We start from the raw sequence: 19183 nt of genomic DNA, 5'->3' as shown, positions 1-19183 counted from the left end.
TCAGGCGGCAAACATTGTTACGGCATTGCGCCCCTCGGCTTTCGCGCGGTAGAGCGCGCGATCGGCCTGTTCAAGCAATGCTTCGGCACTGTTGGTCTGCCCTTGGGTCAGCGCGATCCCCACGCTCAAAGTCACACGGATTTGGGGGCCGCCTGCGGAGAGTTGAATAGGCTCGGCCCCGACGGCATGGCGCAACCGCTCTCCGATATCAAAGGCTATGGCGCGGTTTGCACCATTGAATGCCAGCAGAAATTCCTCTCCGCCGATCCGCGCCAGAAGATCGGTGTTTTGCGTATGGGCCGAGAGGCGGCGCGCGATGGTGGCCAGAACCTTATCGCCCGAGGCATGGCCAAAGCGGTCATTGATCTGTTTGAAATGGTCCAAATCCAGCATCATCACCGTCAGGCCTGCACCGCTTTGCCCCATTTTTTCAAGGTGATGCATGGCGTATCGGCGGTTATGCAGGCCCGTGAGGCTATCGGTCACCGCCATCTCAAGGCCTTCCTGAACGCTTGCCTCCAGACGGTCGGTCTGGCGCTTGCGTCTGAGTTGATGCGCAACCCGCAGAACCAGTTCATCGCGATCCAGCGGATGATAAAGGATATCGCCCGCGCCAAGATCAAGCGCCATGGCCGCGCGCTCCGTGTCCCCTTCGGGCAGCAGGATTATGGTCTGTGCCGAACAGCGATGCCCGCGTGAGCGCAGATCAGCCAGAAGGCGCAGCCCGTCATTCCGCTCGACCAGATCGACGGGGATGATGAAGATATCGGGCATCAAACGGTCAGACAGTTCCACCGCCGCCAGTGCTTCGTCACAGGTGAGGATCGAGATGCGATCCCGCAAATGGCGAGACAGTGTTGATGTCCAGTGATCAGGCTTTGAATGGGAGGTCGTGACGGTTGCGATATTGGCGGGGCCATGAAATGTGGCGGCGGGGTCGCTCATGCCGCGGCCTGCACAGGCCTCGTCGCGGGCTGATAGCAGCCTTTGAGCCTCGCCCGCGCGCAAAAGCGATCTGACGCGGGCCAGCAGGGTCAGCTCATCCACGGGTTTGGGAAGAAAACCATCCGCCCCCATGCGAAGGCCCCTGATTTTGCTGGCTTGATCATTGAGGGTGGTGACCAGAATAATCGGGATATAGGCGGTTGCAGGGTCCGCCTTGAGCCGTTCACAAAGGTTCACCCCATTGGCATCGGTCATGCCCATATCAAGAATGATGAGGTCGGGCTTTAACTGTTGGGCAATGGCCAGTGCATCTTCTGATGTATCCGCCTGCAAAACGTCAAAATAGGCTTGGCGTAATTTGACCTTCATAACAATGCGGTTGGCCGCTACATCATCTACCACAAGTATACGCCGGGTCATTCCATACTCCCAATAGTGTCCTTTTAGGACTGGGGGCATGTTTGAGCGGTAAAGGTTAACAAACCATTTAGTGAGAAGGGCGGTGATAGGAATGCAGCAGGATTCTGCCGAAATTTTTTCGATCAAGGCATTGGCTTGGCTTGGCAGCGATGACGACCTGCTGGGAACCTTTTTGGGCGCAAGCGGGGCCAGCACGGATGATCTGCGCCAAGCCGCCCTTGCGCGGGATGCGGATTTCTTGGGCAGCGTGTTGGATTTCATCTTGATGAATGATGAATGGGTGATGAATTGTGCCGACAGCCTTGATGTGCCGCCCGAGCATATCGCGCAAGCCCGAGCCGCTTTGCCAGGAGGGCAATTGCCCAATTGGACCTGACCCCGCTTTCTGACGGAGCCCAGATATGACGACGAAGCTGCAAGCAATCCTATTCGATAAAGACGGAACCCTTTTTGATTTCCAGAAAAGCTGGGGCAATTGGGGCGGGGCGGTCTTGCAAGACCTCTCAGGTGGTGACCCCGATTTGCTGCACCGTTTGGCCGATATCATCGATTATGATCTTGGCAATTCGCGCTTTCTTCCCACCAGCATCGCCATTGCGGGCACGGGTGAAGAAATCCTCCAAGCCATGCTTCCTGCGCTTCCCGAAGCGGACCCTGCCGCGTTGCTTTCGCGGCTTGAAGACAGCGCCGTGCAGGCCGAGATGGCCCCTGTTCTGCCCCTTTTGCCGCTTCTGTCGGAATTGCGCGGGTTTGGCCTCAAACTTGGGGTTGCGACTAACGCGGTTGAGATCGAGGCACAGGCCCATCTGGAACAGGCGGGCATTCTGGGCAGTTTCGACAAGGTCTTGGGCTGCGACAGTGGGTTCGGGGCTAAGCCTGAGCCTGGAATGTGCAGCGGCTTTGCCCAAGCCACAGGCTGTGATCCCGCGCAGGTGGTGATGGTGGGCGACAGCCTGCATGACCTTCATGCAGGCCGCGCGGCAGGGATGCGCACGATTGGCGTCTTGACGGGGGTTGCCAGCGCAAATGATCTGGCCCCGCATGCCGATGCGATCCTGCCCGATATCGGGCATCTGCCCGCATGGTTGGCCCCTCAGATGCAGGGATAGCCGCTTTGCTGGCCCTTTAACGCCGCTTCTTTTCAAAACACGCAAATCATCAAAAACGACGCGATCTGTCGCGATCTGAAGACCTTTTTCGCCCTGCTCACCCGCAAACTGGCCAAAGGCCCGCGCATCTAGCGCGCTGTGCCCAAGGCGGGGAGCGTTTGAGCGATGAATAGCGACAGCCCAAGACCACAGCGCAGATCAGGCGGGCGGCGCGGCAATCAAATGCGCGCCACACCTGCGGTGATTTCGCAAATGCCGTGGCGGGTGCCGCTGAACCCCGACCGCCCGACCGAGCCCTTGGGGGAAGACGGGGTCGAGGCGATCCATAACGGTGCCCTTCGGGTTCTATCCGAATTGGGGATCGAGTTTTTGAACGAGGAGGCGCGCGGTTTGATGGCCGAGGCAGGCTGCCTCATCTCGGGCGATCTGGTGCGCTTTGACCCTGATTTCGTGACCGAGATGGTCGCCAAAGCGCCCTCGGATTTCACAGTGACCCCACGAAACCCTGACAAAACGATCACGATCGGGGGCAGGCATATTGTCTTTGGAAATGTCTCCTCGCCGCCCAATGCATGGGATCTGAAACGCGGCAAACGCCCGGGCGATTTCGAGACTTATAAGGAGTTCATGAAGCTCACCCAGTATTTCAATTGCATCCATTTCGCGGGCGGCTATCCGGTGGAGCCTGTCGATATTCATGCCTCAATCCGCCATCTCGATTGTGTGTTCGAGAAACTCACCCTGACCGATAAGGTGGTGCATGCCTATTCGCTGGGGCCCGAGCGGGTAGAGGATGTGATGGAAATGGTGCGCATCGCGGCAGGTTTGAGCCATGATGAATTCGACGCAACACCGCGCATGTATACCAATATCAATTCGGTCAGCCCGCTGAAACATGATTGGCCGATGCTGGATGGTGCGATGCGGTTGGCGCGCCGTGGTCAGCCCACCATCGTTACCCCGTTCACGCTGGCAGGGGCCATGGCCCCCGTCACCATGGCGGGCGCGGTCACCCTGAGCATTGCCGAGGCGCTGAGTGCGATTGCATTGATCCAATATATCAAGCCTGGATGCCCTGTGGGCATTGGTACTTTCACCTCGAATGTGGATATGAAATCAGGCGCGCCCGCTTTCGGGACGCCCGAATATATGCGCGCCACCCAGATGACAGGGCAAATGGCGCGTTTTTATGGGTTGCCGATGCGCTCGTCGGGGGTTTGCGCGGCCAATGTGCCTGATGCGCAAGCCATGTGGGAGACATCGCAAAGCCTATGGGCGGCGGTCCAGTCGGGCACGAATATGGTGTATCACGCGGCAGGCTGGCTTGAGGGCGGGTTGATCGCCTCGCCCGAGAAATTCGTCATGGATTGCGAGGTTTTACAGCAAATCCAACGCTATTTCGAACCTGAGATCACCCAAACAGGCCCTGATGACATTGCAATCGAGGCCATGGCCGAGGTCGGGGCAGGGGGGCATTATTTCGGCTGCGCCCATACCCAAGACAGATATCAAAGCGCCTTCTATCAGCCTTTCTTAAGTGATTGGCGCAATTATGAGGCGTGGGAGGCGGGCGGTGCTGTCTGGACACCTGAACGCGCGCATGGGATTTACAAGAAAATCCTTGAGGAGTTCGAGCCGCCCGCGATGGACGGCGCCATCCGTGATGAATTGAGTGAGTTTGTGGCGCGCAGAAAGGCCGAAGGCGGCGCGCCGACAGATTTTTGAGGCTCCTGCGCTGTTCTGCAACGATTTCTTAAATCTTTCCCGCTTTCTTATCCGCAATGGCGAATGACATGGCGAGGATGTGACAATGCACGGGCTGATAAACCGTGCCCTTCAGGGCTTCCTTGTGGATATGCATGGGGCCCCTCTATGGGCTGAAATCGCGTCACAGGCCAATCTGCCATTTGACAGCTTCGAGACGATGCTGAGCTATGATCACAGCCTGACCCATGATGTGTTCGAGGCGGCCTGCGCGGTGCTTCATCGCGACCCGAACAGCCTGTTGGAGGATATGGGCACCTATCTTGTCACCCAAGACACGCTGGAGCCGCTGCGTCGTCTGCTCCGTTTCGGGGGGGCGACTTTTCATGATTTTCTCTATTCGCTGGATGAGCTGGCCGATCGTGGCAAATTGGCGATGCCCGATATCGAGATGCCCCGCCTCAGCCTTGAGCAGGGCGATATGGCTGGGTCATTCCGGCTGCGTGCGGAATGGGATTTGCCGGGGATTGCGCCGCTTCTTCTGGGCAGCTTGCGCGCGATGGCCGATGATTACGGGGCGCTGGTTCTTCTGTCATTGGACGGGGTCGAGGATGGCGCGGAATATCTACGGATTGATCTGGTCGATACTCAATTCGCAGAAGGCCGAAGCTTTCATTTGACAGAAAGCCTTGCGTCATGACGGAATTGGCAGTCGCGAAAAACCACGGCGCTCATGGCGAAGCGCTTGATCTGCTGATGCCGATGCATCTGTTCTTTGACCTCAAGGGCCAGATCACGCATGCGGGCCCAACTTTCAAGAAAATGGCGTCTGGTCAGCGGCTTATCGGCAGCCCTTTGTCCGATATCCTTGAAATCCGCAAACCCTTTGCGCCTGATACAGCGCAAAACTGGTTGGCTTTGGCAGGGCAAAACCTGCAATTGGTCCTCCGCTCCACCCCGCATCTTTTCCTGCGGGGCACCATTGCCACATTGCCTGAGGATGCAGGCGGAATTCTCAATATCTCCCCTGGTTTGTCTTTCATCAGGGTGGTGGATGAGTTTGGCCTGAGTTTGAATGACTTCTCGCCCTGCGATCAGACGGTCGAATTGATGTATCTCTATGAGGCCAATCAAGTCGTCTCGGCAGAATCGCGAAAACTGACGGCCCGCTTGATGCAGGCCCGCGCCACCGCGGAAGAGCAGGCCCTGACCGATACGCTTACCGGATTGTCCAATCGCCGTGCCTTGGAGGCTGTTTTGACGCGTCTGTTGTCGCGGCCCGATGCGCATTTTGCGCTCATGCATCTCGATCTGGATTACTTCAAACAGGTCAATGACACCTTCGGCCATGCCGCGGGCGATCATGTGCTGCACCATGTGGCGCATATTCTGCGCAGCGAATTGCGCGCGGGCGATATGGCGGCGCGGTTCGGCGGCGATGAATTCGTGATCTTGCTGCGTGATTGTGACGATGTCGATTATACACGCGCGATCGCGGAGCGGCTGATCACCTCAATGGAAAAGCCCATCCGTTTTGAGGGAAATATTTGCAAAATTTCCGCAAGTGTCGGCATCACCCTCACCTCGCGTTATGACAGGCCCGAGGCTGCGCAATTGCTCAATGATGCAGATGTCGCGCTCTATATGTCGAAAGCTGCGGGTCGCGCCTGCGCATCTGTGTTTCAGCCCGAACAGGACTGCTTTGCTGCCATGCGGTGACAGAGGGGATTGTCGGTGATATTGCTTGGCCAAAATAGCGATAGGGGCCGAGCTTTGCAGATAGAAACCACAACCATTCCTGATTTGGTGGTGCTGACGCCAAAGCGTTTCGGCGATGCGCGCGGGTATTTTTCCGAAAGCTGGAATGCGGAAGTGATGGCCAAGGCAGGGTTTGATCTGGGCTTCGTGCAAGACAATCATTCGCTCAGCCGCGATATCGGCACCATTCGCGGGCTCCATTTTCAGCATCCCCCGAAAGCGCAAACCAAATTGGTGCGCTGCGGGCGGGGACGATTGTTTGATGTGGCCGTGGATATCCGCAAGGGCTCGCCCACATTCGGCGCGTGGTTCGGGGTGGAGCTTTCGGCCGAGAATGGTCGTCAATTGCTGGTGCCCGCAGGCTTCGCCCATGGGTTTGTGACGCGCGAAGCCGATACCGAAATCCTGTATAAATGCACCGATTTCTATGCGCCTGACCATGATGCGGGGATCGCTTGGGATGACCCTGATCTGGGGATCGACTGGGATTTGGGTGAGGGTGCGCCGATTTTGTCTGACAAAGATGTAAAAGCGCCGCGGCTTTGCGACATCGATAGCCCCTTTATTTATGGGGAAAGCGCATGAAAATTCTTGTAACAGGGGGTGCGGGTTTTATCGGCTCGGCGGTGGTGCGGCTGGCCGTGGCGCGTGGCCATGAGGTCGTGAACCTCGATAAGTTGAGCTATGCTGCCTGCCTCGACAATGTCGCAAGCGTTGCAGAGAGCGCGGCTTATGCCTTCGAGCAGGCCGATATTTGTGACGCCGCAGCTTTGGCGCGCATCTTTGCAACCCATCAGCCCGATGCGGTCATGCATCTGGCCGCCGAGTCCCATGTGGATCGTTCCATCGACGGCCCCGCCGCCTTTATCGAGACAAATGTGACGGGAACGTTCACCCTGTTGCAGGCCGCGCGGGAGTATTGGGAGGGGCGCGGCAAGTTCGAGGGCTTCCGCTTTCATCATATCTCAACCGATGAGGTATTCGGCAGCCTTGCGGCGGATGACCCTGCCTTTTCCGAGACGACGCCTTATGCGCCAAACAGCCCCTATTCGGCCTCGAAAGCGGCATCGGATCATCTGGTGCGCGCATGGGGCGAAACTTACGGCTTGCCCGTAGTGCTCAGCAATTGCTCGAATAATTACGGGCCGTTCCACTTCCCTGAAAAGCTGATCCCCGTGGTGATCCTGAACGCTTTGGCGGGCCAACCCATCCCAGTTTATGGCAAGGGTGAAAATGTCCGTGACTGGCTTTTTGTAGAAGATCACGCCGAGGCGCTTTTGCTCGTCCTTGAGAAAGGCGCGCTTGGTGAGAGCTATAATATTGGTGGCGACAATGAGGCGCGCAATATCGATCTGGTGCGTGAGATTTGCTCCATTCTGGATGATTTGAAGCCCGAGGCCACCCCGCATGACCGCTTGATTGAATTCGTGACAGACCGTCCCGGCCATGATCTGCGCTATGCGATTGATGCCAGTAGGATCAAAAACGAACTTGGCTGGCAGCCGCGGGTAAATTTGGCCGAAGGGCTGCGTTTAACCGTGCAATGGTATCTCGAAAACGAGGCTTGGTGGCGCGCTTTGCAAGATCGTGCAGGCGTGGGTGAAAGGCTTGGGCGCGGATGAGGCTGCTGGTTTTTGGAAAAAACGGGCAAGTCGCGCGCGCGTTGCAGGTTTTGGCCCCTGAGGCCGTGTTCCTTGGGCGGGAGGAAGCAGATCTTAGCGTGCCCGAATTGGCGGCTGAGGCCATCGCGACCCATGCGCCAGATGCGGTGATCAATGCCGCCGCCTATACGGCCGTGGACCGCGCCGAGGAAGAAGAGCCGCTGGCCGCCCGTATCAACGGAGCCGCGCCCACGATTATGGCCGAGGCCTGTGCCGATCTTGGCATTCCACTGGTGCATATTTCCTCGGATTATGTGTTTGACGGTGTGGGGAGAGCGCCCTTTGCCCCCTCTGACAGAACCGCCCCCCAAAACGCTTATGGCTGGACAAAACTTGCAGGCGAGCAAGGCATTCAGGCGGCCAAGGGAAGCTATGGCATTCTGCGCACCTCTTGGGTGTTTTCGGCCTATGGTGCGAATTTTGTGAAAACCATGATGCGCCTCGGGGGGGAGCGCGACAGTCTCTCGGTGGTTGCAGACCAGATTGGCGGGCCAACGCCTGCCGCTGATATTGCGGCTGCTTGTCTTGGCATGGCTGAGGCGCTTGCGCAGGACCCCTCCAAGCGCGGTATCTATCATTTCTCGGGCACGCCCGAGACATCTTGGGCCGAATTCGCGCGCGAGATTTTTGCGCAGGCAGGCTTGGATTGTAAGGTGGAGGATATCGCGTCAGAGGCCTATCCGACGCCTGCCAAACGCCCGCTGAATTCGCGCCTTGATTGCAGCAGTTTCGAGAAGGTATTTGGCCTGCCACGGCCCGATTGGAAAGCGGGGCTTGCGGCTGTATTGCGGGATCTGGCCTAGTCCGTGTCGCGCGGGCCATAGGCCAGTTCGGGGTCCCAGACAGAGATGCCCAATTGGCGTGCGGCCGCCAGTGACAGGATCGGGCTATCAAGGCCTTGTGGTTCTTGAAAGCGGCGAATGGCGCGTCGGGTGGCTTGGGTCATCTGGCCATTGATCGGGCCGCTATAGACCCCGCGGGCCGCCAATGCGCGTTGCAGTGAGGCGATATATTCGGGGTCGGTTTCGGCTTGGCAGGGGGTCTCGAACCATAATTCGCGCCGCTCTTGGACAATGCGTTGCTGGGTTTCGGTGACGAAAATGGCATGTTCCAGCACATGGCCTGCGCTGTCGATTTGCGGCGGCTGGATCATAACCTGTTCGGTCACGGTTTCGATCACGGCTGGTGTTGTCTCACGCCCATAACAGGCATCCGCGCGTGCATCGGGCGGCCCCATGCCGCGCGTAACCTCGACCGTATTGGGCGCGATCATGCTGCGCAGATCAGGCACCTCGAAGGTCGGCCCGCAGGCGGCAAGGCTGAGACAGCCCAGAATTTTGATCAAGCGTTGCGTCACTGCTCGGTGTCTTTTTCGCTATATGCGCCAGTTTATTCCGGCTTTCAGGGCATATTACAGGCAAAACCCGAATTTCGGAAGTGTTTCAAGGCTGATCGGCCGCACGTGTGGCTTGGTGATGCGTCACAAGCTCATCCAGCAGTTGCGAGATATCCTCGACCTGTTCGGCGATGACATGGGTAATGCCTGATTGCCGCTGCACCCGCCCCGTGACCCGCAAAAGGCGGCCTGCGATCACGGCGCGCCTGAAGCGTTCATAGATTTTCTGCCACACAATCACATTGCAGACGCCAAATTCATCCTCAAGCGTGATGAAAATAACGCCCTTGGCGGTTCCTGGCCTTTGGCGCACCAGAACCAGCCCCGCCACGGTTGCGCGCGCGCCTTCGGGAGGCAAGTGCAGCATGTGGTTGGGCAGGGCCATCGGGGGGCGTGGCCATTCGGGCGGGCGGGTTGCTGGCTCCATGAGAACAAATGTAGAACATTTTGCGCCAGAGGCAAGAGATGCATTGGGACTGGAAAGCAGCGCGATGGAAGGCTACCTAAGGGCGCAGGAAAAGCTGTAACCATTAGGGGCGAGACATGGCGAAGATCACTTATATTGAGCATAATGGCACGGAACATGTTGTGGATGTGCCCAATGGCCTGACGGTCATGGAAGGCGCGCGCGACAATAATATCCCCGGTATCGAGGCCGATTGCGGCGGGGCCTGTGCCTGTTCCACCTGCCATGTCTATGTGCACCCCGATTGGGTTGGCAAATTGCCTGCCACTGACGCCATGGAGCAGGATATGCTGGAATTTGCCTATTCGCCCGATGAGACCCGTTCGCGTTTGACTTGCCAGTTGAAGGTGAGCGATGCGCTGGACGGTCTGGTTGTGCAGATGCCTGAAAAGCAGATCTGATGCGCGCCCTCTGTCGAGACCTTTATATCTGGATCGGCGGTGGAATTCGTATTTTTGGAAAGATGAAACGGGGGGCTGCCTTATGCGGGGCGGCCCTTTTTCTTGCTGCTCCAGTGGCCGCCGAGATCGTCTCGGCGCGCTATGAAGGACCGACTGCGCGCTATCCGCATGGGGTTCTGGGCGATGATCTGGAATGGGAGCGTTTGGTTATCGGCTTGTCGGGGGGGCGCGAGGTTGCGGCGGAATGGGGGCGGCCTGTTGTGTTTGAAGATCTGGCGCCGCGTCTTTGGGATATGGATGGCGACAGGCAGGCCGAGATTGTCACCATCGAGAGCCATGAGGATTTGGGCGCGCGCATGGCCTTTTGGAGCGTTGAGGGCGATAGCCTGACGCCCCTCGCGCATTTGCCATGGATCGGGCAGCGGTTTCGCTGGTTGGCGCCGATTGGCGCGGCCGATTTGGACGGCGACGGTTTTGTGGAATTTGCCTATATCGACCGCCCGCATCTGGCGCGGACCCTGCGCATCTGGCGCTATCTCCCGCAAGAGGGCGGTGGGGTGCAGCTCGAAGAGGTGACCTCGGTTGCGGGTCTGACCAACCACCGTATTGGCGAGGATTTCATCTCGGGTGGGCTGCGCGATTGCGGTGATGGGCCTGAATTGGTCACGGCCAATGCCGATTGGAGCCGCGTGATGGTGACGACGCTGTCCTCAGACGGGATGGCCCATGCGCGGGATAACGGGCCATTTTCGACATCGCGTCTGGCAGAAGCGCTGGCATGTGGCGGGTAATGGCCGCGCGTGCCATTTGCGCGAAAACAGCGCAATTTTTACCCAGACAGCGCGTCGGAGCGGTTTGGCGGGGTTGACTTCGCGGGCTTCGCGCGCTGTATCGGCGCGACGCGACTATACGCCATCCAAAGGGTTTCCCCATGCATGCTTTCCGCAGCCATTCCTGCGCCGATCTGAACAAATCCAATGTCGGTGATACCATCCGCCTGTCGGGTTGGGTCCATCGGGTCCGAGATCATGGTGGGGTATTGTTCATCGATTTGCGCGACCATTACGGCATGACGCAATTGATCTGTGACCCTGACAGCCCCGTTTTTGCCGAGGTTGAGAAGGTCCGCTCGGAATGGTGTATCCGCATTGATGGCACGGTAAAGGCGCGCGACGAGAGCCTTGTGAATTCGAAAATCCCCACAGGCGAGATTGAAGTTTTCATTCGTGACCTAGAGGTTCTGGGCGCATCGAAAGAGCTGCCTTTGACGGTGTTCGGCGATCAGGAATATCCTGAGGAAACGCGTCTGCGTTATCGCTTCCTCGACCTGCGCCGCGAGGTGATGCAGAAGAATATGGTCTTGCGCTCGGATGTTGTCTCCTCGATCCGCAAGCGGATGTGGGAGCAGAATTTCCGCGAGTTCCAGACGCCGATCATCACGGCCTCCAGCCCTGAAGGTGCGCGCGATTTCCTTGTGCCATCGCGTCTGCATCCGGGGAAATTCTATGCGCTGCCGCAGGCACCGCAGCAGTTCAAGCAGCTGTTGATGGTGTCGGGCTTTGACAAATATTTCCAGATCGCGCCCTGTTTCCGCGATGAGGACCCGCGGGCGGATCGCTCGCCCACAGATTTCTACCAGCTTGACCTCGAGATGAGCTTTGTCGAGCAGCAGGATGTCTTTGATGTAATCGAGCCTGTGATGAAAGGCCTGTTTGAAGAATTTGGCGGTGGTAAATCCGTTGATCAGGATTGGCCGCAGATCAGCTATCGCGATGCGGCGTTGTGGTATGGAACCGACAAGCCCGATTTGCGCAACCCGATCAAGATGCAGGTTGTGAGCGAGCATTTCGCGGGTTCGGGCTTTGCGATTTTCTCGAAAATCCTTGAGCAAGAGGGAACCGAGATCCGCGCGATCCCTGCGCCGAAAGGTGGCAGCCGGAAATTCTGTGACCGGATGAATTCATGGGCGCAAAGCCAAGGTCTGCCTGGCATGGGCTATATCTTCTGGCGCGAGGCTGATGGCGGCATGGAAGCGGCTGGCCCCTTGGCCAAGAATATCGGCCCTGAGCGGACCGAGGCCCTGCGCCAGCAGCTTGGTCTTGGCGTGGGCGATGCGGCCTTCTTCCTTGCGGGCAAGCCGCATGAGTTTGAAAGCGTTGCGGGCCGCGCGCGTGTGGTTGTGGGCGACGAGCTGGGGCTGACCGATCAGAACCGCTTTGCTTTCGCGTGGATCGTGGATTTCCCGATGTATGAGAAGGATGAGGAAAGCGGCAAGATCGACTTTTCGCATAACCCGTTCTCGATGCCGCAAGGTGGCTTGGATGCGCTTGGCGGGGACCCGCTTGAGGTGCTTGGGTATCAGTATGATCTGGCCTGTAACGGGTATGAGTTGATCTCAGGCGCTGTGCGAAACCACAAGCTGGAAATCATGCTCAAGGCCTTTGAACTGGCAGGCTATGGCGAGGATGAAGTGCGTCGTCGCTTTGGCGGGATGGTCAATGCGTTCCAATATGGCGCGCCGCCCCATGGTGGCTGTGCGGCAGGGATCGACCGGATCGTGATGCTTCTGGCCGATACTGCCAATATCCGTGAGGTGATCTTGTTCCCGATGAACCAGCGCGCGGAAGATTTGATGATGGATGCGCCGAATGAGCCATTGGCCGAGCAGTTGATGGAGCTTGGTTTGCGGGTGCTGCCCCGCGAATAATTTGGGCTTTCAAGCTTGATTGCCAAAAGGCGCGCCATTGCGGTGCGCCTTTTTTCTTGTGCTTTTGCCGCGCGCGCGTTTGTTTGGATCAAAAGGGGTAAGATCGTTATGTCAGATCGTCTGGGTGTGCCTGTGGCAAATTTCACGCCGCCGCCTGTGCCACAGGGTGAAGGCTTGCAAGGGCGCTATGCCGAGTTGGCCATGCTATCCGCGGATCGGCATGCAGGCGATTTGCACCAAGCGTTTTCCGCCTCGGAGGCGATCTGGGATTACATGCCTTATGGCCCTTTCCATTCGGCGGCAGCCTATCACCGTTGGGTGCGCGAGGCGGAAGCCCATGATGATCCGAAATTCTATGCCATCCGCGACCTTGAGAGCGGGCATTGGTGTGGTGTGGCCAGTTATCTCAGGATCACGCCTGAGGCAGGCACGATCGAAGTAGGCCATATCAATTTTGCCCCTGAATTACAGGGTCGCCGTGCGGCCACCGAGGCGATGTATCTGATGATGAAATGGGCCTTTGAGGCCGGTTACAGGCGGTATGAATGGAAATGCAATGCGCTGAATATGGCATCGCGGCGGGCGGCGCAGCGGCTTGGGCTGAGCTATGAAGGCGTGTTCCGACAGGCCGCTGTCGTGAAAGGGCGCAATCGTGATACCGCGTGGTTCGCGGCGATTGATCAAGAATGGCCCGCCTTGAAAGAGGCCTTTGAGGCTTGGCTGTCGCCGCGCAATTTCGATGCGGAGGGGCGGCAGGTGGAACGCCTCTCGGATTTGACGCGGCTTGTTCGCGTAAACGCAGATCCCGCGCTTTAAACGGCTGCCAAAGACGCGATCCTTTCGGAAATCATGCGGCGCAGGGCTTGGTGTTCATGACCTGATTGAGACGAGTAGTCTGTCGCTACATCTTCAAGCGCTGTGTCATGTGCCGCCCGTGCCACGCCGATCACGAAGGAGCGCACAAAGGCCACGGGCGGTGCTGGTCTGGCCAAAAGCTCCATCGCATGGGTTAAATCCTCGCGGAAGGCCAATTCATCGGGGTGGATTTCCCCCTCGGGCAAGGCGCGCGGGCCTGTGGGTTGCAGCTCCATCGGGAGATGGCGCAAAATTTCTGTTTGGAACGCGCCCAAGCTGTCGAGAGGTTTGGGCAGAAACCCGTTCGCCCCGCATTTCAGGGCGGCGTCTTTTGAGGCTTCGCGTTCCGCGCCAGAGGTCGCTAGAACCACAGGAATATTCGGCCCTGCATCCGCCAGCTCACTGATCAGATCAAGGCCCGAGCCATCGGGCAGGCCCAGATCAATAATCGCGACGGTTGGTCGATAGACCTGCAAATGCCGCCGCGCCGAGGCGAGGCAATCGGCCCGCCTGATCCGCGCCCCTGATCGCAGGCATAAAAGCCGCAAGGCTTCCGAGGCGAAGCGGCTGTCTTCCACAACCAAAATGGTCAGGCCTAGAAGTGGTCGTTCGGCAGTGGGTTGCGGCCGATAGCCAAACCCTGTTCGAAAATCATCCATGTCACTACCCCAAATCCATACGATTCTATGGGTGATTAGACCTTGGTAAGGTTGATGCTTGGTAAACAGGCGCGGCGACACGCCGCTTGTGTGGCGCCGCAGCAGGCGTCATATCACCCCCATGTTCCGCGAAGGAGATTTCAGATGATTGGACGCCTGAACCATGTGGCCATTGCTGTGCCTGACCTTGAGGCTGCTGCCGCACAATATCGCGACACGCTCGGGGCCAAGGTCGGGGCACCACAAGATGAGCCTGATCACGGTGTGACGGTGGTGTTCATCGAATTGCCAAATACCAAGATCGAATTGCTGCATCCGCTTGGCGAAGCCTCGCCGATCAACGGCTTTTTGGAAAAGAACCCCTCGGGCGGTATCCATCATATCTGCTATGAGGTAGATGATATCCTTGAGGCGCGCGATGCCTTGCAGGCCAAAGGCGCGCGTGTGCTTGGTAATGGCGAGCCCAAGATCGGCGCACATGGCAAGCCTGTCCTGTTCCTGCATCCCAAGGATTTCACGGGCACTTTGGTTGAATTGGAGCAAGTCTGATGAATGTCATCACCGGTATCGTACTTTATGCAATCATCTGGTTCATGCTGCTTTTCATGACCTTGCCCTTCCACATCCAGACGCAAGGCGAGGCCGGCAATAAGGTGAAGGGCACTCCCGATTCCGCCCCTGACGACCTGCGCTTGGGGCGCAAATTGCTGGTGAATACGGCGATTGCTTCGGTGGTATTTGCCATCGTGCTCTGCGTGATCGTCTTTGATCTGGTGACCTTGCAAGATATCGATCTGTTCACACGGTTTGGTTTGGGCAACCCTAGCTACGCGACCGAGTGATCCTGTTATAGATATGGGTAAAGCTGGCCGCACCGAGGATGGGGACCAATAGGTTCACCACGGGAATGGTCAGCGGCACCGCCATCAACACGCCTGCCACAAAAATGGTCATGCGGTTTTCCGAGCGGAACCGCGCGGCCCCTTCGGGCGTTTCGCGCCTGATGGCCACCATTTGCGAATATTCACGCCCCAGCAGGAACCCGTTCAGCCCCCAGAACACGAAGGGTGCAAGCGGCGTGATATACAGCACCAGCGCCACCAGATTGGCCGCCAGAAGCACACCAAGAAACCTGATACTGTCCCAAATGCCTTCCGCTAGGCCGATATGGCGGGCAGGGGGCAGGGAGGGGTAATGCCGCTGCTCGACCGCATCGGCGATCTGGTCCAGAAACAGGCCTGTAAAGGCCGAGGCTACAGGCACCATCAGCACCATCGACAAAAGCAGCATGATCGGGAGGCTGGCCCATGTCAGCGCTGTATCAACCCATGTGATCTCGCCGATCCATGGCAGGGTGAAACTGTCAGGCAGCAGCCATCCCAATATCCCCATGAAGCTGAGATAGAAGCCAAGCAGCAATAAAACCGTTAAGCCAAGCCCCATGGCCAGCACGCGCAAAAACCGCGGATCGCCAAGCTGCCCGATGGATTTGAAGATATCGGTAAAAATCATCTGCCTTGCCCCTAATTCTGCGCGTCATTCTCGCCGCGCCTTTCCCCTTAGGTCGGGGCGAAGCCCCCTCGGGTCAAGGTTGATAGGTCACGATTTTTTCAAGATCGGGGCGTGGACGCTCGGGCGGGGTGACGGGTGTGGTGCCAATATGAACAAACCCCGCAACCATGGCAGGTGCGCTGAGATCAAAGGCCTGCTTAAGAAAATCCTTGTCGAGCGCCATCCAACTGGACAGCCAATGCCCACCATAGCCCATGGCCTGCGCTGCATTGACCAGTGACAGACAAACCGCACCTGCGGTCATCTGTTGCTCAACCAGCGGGATTTTTGTGCCCTCAACAGGGGTGGAGAGCACGGAGATCGTCAGATGCTCGCCCTCAAAGGCCTGCGCCTGTTTTTGCAGCCGTTCAGGGTCCATGCCTTTTTCAGCGCCCAATTTTCGCGTCAGATCGGCCAGATGCGCGCGCGCCTCGGCCCCGTGGACCACAAGCCTGAAGGGTTCCAATTTGCCGTGATCGGGCACGCGTGTGGCGGCGCGCAGAAGCTGTTGCACCTCATCTTCGGAGGGCAGGGGGCCTGCCATCATACGCGCAGGCACCGAGCGGCGCGTTAGCAAAAACTCGAGAACTGATGCATTCATTAAACGGCTCCGCTTGCCCTTGTGATCCTGAAGGCCAGCAAATGGGCATAAAAAAGGGCGGGATCAACCCCGCCCTTCTGAAATCTTGACAAAAATGCTCAATCTTCGGTTTTTGTCGTTGTTTTCTTGGCCGCTGGTTTTTTAGCCGCTGGCTTTTTGGCCGCCGTTTTCTTTGGGGCTGCCTTCTTTGCAGCAGGTTTTTTCGCGGCGGCCTTGCGTTTGGCGGGGGATTTGGCCTGTTTCTCGGTGATCAGTTCGACCGCCATGTCCATGGTGACGCTTTCAGGCTCGGTGCCTTTGGGCAGGGTCGCGTTTACCTTCTCCCATTTGACATAAGGCCCGTAGCGGCCAGCCATGACATTGACGGGGCCACCCTCTTTTGGGTGTTCACCCAATTCCTTGATCGGGGCTGCGGCCGCGCCGCGCCCGCCACGCCCTACCGCTTTGGCCGCGATCAACTCGACCGCGCGGTTCATGCCCACCTCGAAAACCTCTTCGATATCGGCCAGATTGGCATAGATGCGCCCGTGTTTGACGAAAGGCCCATAGCGGCCAAGACCTGCCTCGACGGGTTCACCATCTTCGGGGTGTTTGCCAATTTCACGCGGCAGACGCAAAAGGCTGATCGCTTTGTCTAAATCAACGGTATCGGGCGCCCATGTCTTTGGCAAAGACGAGCGTGGTGGTTTCTTCACCTCTTCGGTGACATCCCCAAGCTGGACATAGGGGCCGAAACGCCCTGATTTGAGGTAAACCGCCTCGGAGGTGTCGGGATCAACGCCGAGCATCTTATCCTCGGTCGCCGTCTGATCCCCTTCGCCGGGAGGGGCGAAGGCGCGGGTATAGCGGCATTCGGGATAGTTGGAGCAGCCGATAAATGCCCCGCCCGAGCGCGCCGTGCGCATCGACAAGCGCCCGATCTCGCAATTTGGGCAAAGCCGCGGGTCTGATCCGTCTTCCTTGGCGGGGAAGAGATGCGGCTCCAGCACCTCATTGATCTTTTCAAGGACATCCGTGATGCGCAGCTCGGCGGTTTCATCAATAGCGGCCTTGAAATCGCGCCAGAAACGGTCGAGCACATCTTTATAATTGCGATCGCCCGCGCTGACTTCATCAAGCTGGTTTTCCAGATCAGCGGTGAAATCATAGCCCACATATTGGCGGAAATAATTGGACAAAAAGACCGTCACCAGACGCCCCTTATCCTCGGGCGTCAGGCGGCCTTTATCCTTCACCACATAGCCACGATCCTGAATCGTCGTGACAATGGAGGCATAGGTGGAGGGGCGGCCAATGCCCAGTTCTTCCATCTTCTTGACCAGCGTGGCTTCCGTGTAGCGGGGGGGCGGCTGGGTGAAATGCTGCTGGCCCATCACGCCACCATTTTCCGACAGGATGGCCCCTGCATTCTGGCGCAGGCCAGCGGGAACCTCAGCCTCGATCACGGCATCCGCATCGCCCGATTGGGCGGCGGCGGCCTTGTCGAAATCAGCCTTCAGCGCGGCCGAGACGGATTTGAGCGCATCGCCTTGGGCCAATTGGGGCAAACGCTTGCCATCCTCATCACCCTCGCTGTCATCGCGGCCTTCCTCATAGACTTTGAGAAACCCGTCGAACAAAACAACCTGACCCGAGGCGCGCAGCACGACCTGCTGATCGTCCGAGCCGACCTCGACGGTGGTGCGCTCCATGCGGGCGGCTTCCATCTGGCTGGCGATGGTGCGCTTCCAGATCAGGTCATAGAGCTTGCGCTGATCTTCCTCGGACAGGCGGATGTCATCGGGCGATTTGGACATATCCGTGGGGCGGATACATTCATGCGCTTCCTGTGCGTTCTTGGCTTTGTTTTTGTACATGCGCGGCGAGGAGGGCACATATTCGGCCCCATAGCGCGCCTTGATTGTGTCGCGTGCATCATGGACCGCTTCGGGGGCCATATCGATGCCATCGGTTCGCATATAGGTGATATGCCCCGCCTCATAGAGACGCTGCGCCGCACTCATAGCCTGTCGTGCGCCCATGCCAAATTTGCGGCTGGCCTCTTGCTGCAAGGTCGAGGTCATGAAGGGCGGCGAGGGGTTGCGATTGGCAGGTTTTGCCTCAACCGATTGAACGCTCAAGCCGCGCGAGGAGACGGCCTTGACCGCCAGCGATGCCTGCGCGGCATTGCCAAGGTCATATTTATCGAGCTTCTTGCCCGCCAGAACCTGTAGCTTGGCTTCGAAATTCTGGCCGCGCGGCGTTTCCAACACAGCACGCACCGACCAGTATTCGCGCGGTTTGAAGGCCTCGACCTCCATCTCGCGCTCAACGATCAGGCGCAGGCAGACCGATTGCACGCGCCCCGCCGATTTCGCACCGGGCAGTTTTCGCCACAAAACGGGGCTCAGGTTGAAGCCCACCAGATAATCCAAAGCCCGCCGCGCCAGATAGGCCTCGACCAATTCCATATCCACTTGGCGCGGGTTTTTCATGGCCTCGGTCACGGCTGTCTTGGTGATGGCGTTAAACACCACGCGGCTGACAGCGGTGGTTTTCTTGATCGCCTTGCGCTTGGTCAGCGCCTCTTGCAAATGCCAAGAGATCGCCTCGCCCTCGCGGTCGGGGTCGGTTGCGAGGATCAGTGCATCGTCATCTTTGAGCGCATCCGCGATGGCTTTGACGTGCTTTTTTGAATCGGTCCCGATCTCCCAAAGCATGTCGAATCCGTTCTCGGGATCGACCGAGCCGTCTTTGGGCGGCAGATCCCTGACATGCCCGTAAGAGGCAAGAACGGTATAGTCGCTGCCGAGATAAGTGTTGATTGTCTTGGCTTTAGCCGGAGATTCGACGACGACAACTGGCATGCGCTTCCTATGGATTCAGGTCAGTGGTTATGGCGGCGGACCATGTGGGCGCGCAAGCGGATTTGTCAATGGTATGAGATCACTGGAATTTTTCGCCCGCCCCT

General features: G+C 58.1%; 21 protein-coding genes. 14 read left to right on the top strand and 7 right to left on the bottom strand.

All coding sequences use genetic code 11. The features are described 5' to 3' along the window. On the bottom strand, positions 1–1365 hold the full coding sequence (locus ACTYEO_RS11685; protein ID WP_449323924.1) for a diguanylate cyclase: 1365 nt from the start codon (positions 1363–1365) through the stop codon (positions 1–3). Between the two features lie 91 nt (positions 1366–1456). Between ACTYEO_RS11685 and ACTYEO_RS11680 the strand changes: the two genes are divergently transcribed. From ACTYEO_RS11680 to rfbD, 8 genes are all read left to right on the top strand, one after another. Further along, positions 1457–1741 (top strand): DUF3572 domain-containing protein, encoded by a 285-nt coding sequence (locus ACTYEO_RS11680; protein WP_449323923.1) that lies wholly within the window; start codon positions 1457–1459, stop codon positions 1739–1741. 25 nt (positions 1742–1766) lie between these two features. After that, positions 1767–2474 carry an HAD family hydrolase gene (locus tag ACTYEO_RS11675; protein ID WP_449323922.1) on the top strand — a complete coding sequence of 236 codons (708 nt, stop codon included), beginning with the start codon at positions 1767–1769 and terminating at the stop codon, positions 2472–2474. A 165-nt stretch (positions 2475–2639) separates the two neighbouring features. Beyond that, positions 2640–4199: a trimethylamine methyltransferase family protein gene (locus ACTYEO_RS11670; RefSeq protein ID WP_449323921.1), complete on the top strand. Its 1560-nt coding sequence runs from the start codon at positions 2640–2642 to the stop codon at positions 4197–4199. Positions 4200–4284: 85 nt separating this feature from the next. Continuing rightward, positions 4285–4878 (top strand): heme NO-binding domain-containing protein, encoded by a 594-nt coding sequence (locus tag ACTYEO_RS11665; RefSeq protein WP_449323920.1) that lies wholly within the window; start codon positions 4285–4287, stop codon positions 4876–4878. After that, positions 4875–5897 (top strand): diguanylate cyclase domain-containing protein, encoded by a 1023-nt coding sequence (locus ACTYEO_RS11660; protein WP_449323919.1) that lies wholly within the window; start codon positions 4875–4877, stop codon positions 5895–5897. The genes ACTYEO_RS11665 and ACTYEO_RS11660 overlap by 4 nt, the downstream gene beginning before the upstream one ends. Positions 5898–5951: 54 nt before the next feature. After that, positions 5952–6521 carry a dTDP-4-dehydrorhamnose 3,5-epimerase gene (gene rfbC, locus ACTYEO_RS11655; RefSeq protein WP_449323918.1) on the top strand — a complete coding sequence of 190 codons (570 nt, stop codon included), beginning with the start codon at positions 5952–5954 and terminating at the stop codon, positions 6519–6521. Next, positions 6518–7558, top strand: a complete 1041-nt coding sequence (gene rfbB, locus ACTYEO_RS11650) for a dTDP-glucose 4,6-dehydratase (RefSeq protein ID WP_449323917.1) — start codon at positions 6518–6520, stop codon at positions 7556–7558. Before rfbC ends, rfbB begins: the two co-directional genes overlap by 4 nt. Next, positions 7555–8400 (top strand): dTDP-4-dehydrorhamnose reductase, encoded by an 846-nt coding sequence (gene rfbD / locus ACTYEO_RS11645; protein ID WP_449323916.1) that lies wholly within the window; start codon positions 7555–7557, stop codon positions 8398–8400. The genes rfbB and rfbD overlap by 4 nt, the downstream gene beginning before the upstream one ends. Here rfbD and ACTYEO_RS11640 read toward each other — a convergent pair. Both ACTYEO_RS11640 and ACTYEO_RS11635 read right to left on the bottom strand, forming a co-directional pair. Then, positions 8397–8954, bottom strand: a complete 558-nt coding sequence (locus ACTYEO_RS11640; protein ID WP_449323915.1) for a peptidoglycan-binding domain-containing protein — start codon at positions 8952–8954, stop codon at positions 8397–8399. The genes rfbD and ACTYEO_RS11640 overlap by 4 nt on opposite strands. A gap of 85 nt (positions 8955–9039) precedes the next feature. Further along, positions 9040–9420: an OB-fold nucleic acid binding domain-containing protein gene (locus tag ACTYEO_RS11635; RefSeq protein ID WP_449323914.1), complete on the bottom strand. Its 381-nt coding sequence runs from the start codon at positions 9418–9420 to the stop codon at positions 9040–9042. Between the two features lie 116 nt (positions 9421–9536). On the opposite strand from ACTYEO_RS11635, the gene ACTYEO_RS11630 reads away from it, so the two are divergent. The 4 genes from ACTYEO_RS11630 (at position 9537) to ACTYEO_RS11615 (ending at position 13383) form a co-directional block, all read left to right on the top strand. Further along, on the top strand, positions 9537–9860 hold the full coding sequence (locus tag ACTYEO_RS11630) for a 2Fe-2S iron-sulfur cluster-binding protein (protein WP_449323913.1): 324 nt from the start codon (positions 9537–9539) through the stop codon (positions 9858–9860). Between the two features lie 62 nt (positions 9861–9922). Next, entirely contained in the window at positions 9923–10651 is a 729-nt protein-coding gene (locus ACTYEO_RS11625; protein ID WP_449323912.1) for a VCBS repeat-containing protein, read from the top strand. Positions 10652–10791: 140 nt separating this feature from the next. Beyond that, positions 10792–12567: an aspartate--tRNA ligase gene (gene aspS, locus ACTYEO_RS11620; RefSeq protein ID WP_449323911.1), complete on the top strand. Its 1776-nt coding sequence runs from the start codon at positions 10792–10794 to the stop codon at positions 12565–12567. 108 nt (positions 12568–12675) lie between these two features. Continuing rightward, the gene (locus ACTYEO_RS11615) at positions 12676–13383 is read left to right on the top strand and encodes a GNAT family N-acetyltransferase (protein ID WP_449323910.1); all 708 of its coding nucleotides are present in this window, start codon (positions 12676–12678) and stop codon (positions 13381–13383) included. Here ACTYEO_RS11615 and ACTYEO_RS11610 read toward each other — a convergent pair. Further along, positions 13380–14081, bottom strand: a complete 702-nt coding sequence (locus ACTYEO_RS11610; RefSeq protein ID WP_449323909.1) for a response regulator — start codon at positions 14079–14081, stop codon at positions 13380–13382. The two genes, ACTYEO_RS11615 and ACTYEO_RS11610, sit on opposite strands and share 4 nt — an antisense overlap. A gap of 144 nt (positions 14082–14225) precedes the next feature. On the opposite strand from ACTYEO_RS11610, the gene mce reads away from it, so the two are divergent. Together mce and ACTYEO_RS11600 are read left to right on the top strand one after the other, a co-directional pair. Then, positions 14226–14630 (top strand): methylmalonyl-CoA epimerase, encoded by a 405-nt coding sequence (mce, locus tag ACTYEO_RS11605; protein WP_449323908.1) that lies wholly within the window; start codon positions 14226–14228, stop codon positions 14628–14630. Next, on the top strand, positions 14630–14923 hold the full coding sequence (locus tag ACTYEO_RS11600) for a DUF1467 family protein (protein ID WP_449323907.1): 294 nt from the start codon (positions 14630–14632) through the stop codon (positions 14921–14923). Before mce ends, ACTYEO_RS11600 begins: the two co-directional genes overlap by 1 nt. On the opposite strand, the gene ACTYEO_RS11595 is transcribed toward ACTYEO_RS11600, so the two are convergent. From ACTYEO_RS11595 to topA, 3 genes are all read right to left on the bottom strand, one after another. Continuing rightward, on the bottom strand, positions 14904–15593 hold the full coding sequence (locus ACTYEO_RS11595) for an EI24 domain-containing protein (RefSeq protein WP_449323906.1): 690 nt from the start codon (positions 15591–15593) through the stop codon (positions 14904–14906). The two genes, ACTYEO_RS11600 and ACTYEO_RS11595, sit on opposite strands and share 20 nt — an antisense overlap. Before the next feature lie 73 nt (positions 15594–15666). Next, a complete protein-coding gene (locus ACTYEO_RS11590; protein ID WP_449323905.1) occupies positions 15667–16233 on the bottom strand; it encodes a nitroreductase family protein in 567 nt (188 codons plus the stop codon). A 98-nt stretch (positions 16234–16331) separates the two neighbouring features. Next, positions 16332–19079: a type I DNA topoisomerase gene (gene topA, locus ACTYEO_RS11585; RefSeq protein ID WP_449323904.1), complete on the bottom strand. Its 2748-nt coding sequence runs from the start codon at positions 19077–19079 to the stop codon at positions 16332–16334. Positions 19080–19183: the final 104 nt, after the last annotated feature.

Source organism: Rhodophyticola sp. SM2404, assembly GCF_053570515.1.
This window is presented reverse-complemented; position numbering and strand designations above follow the sequence as displayed.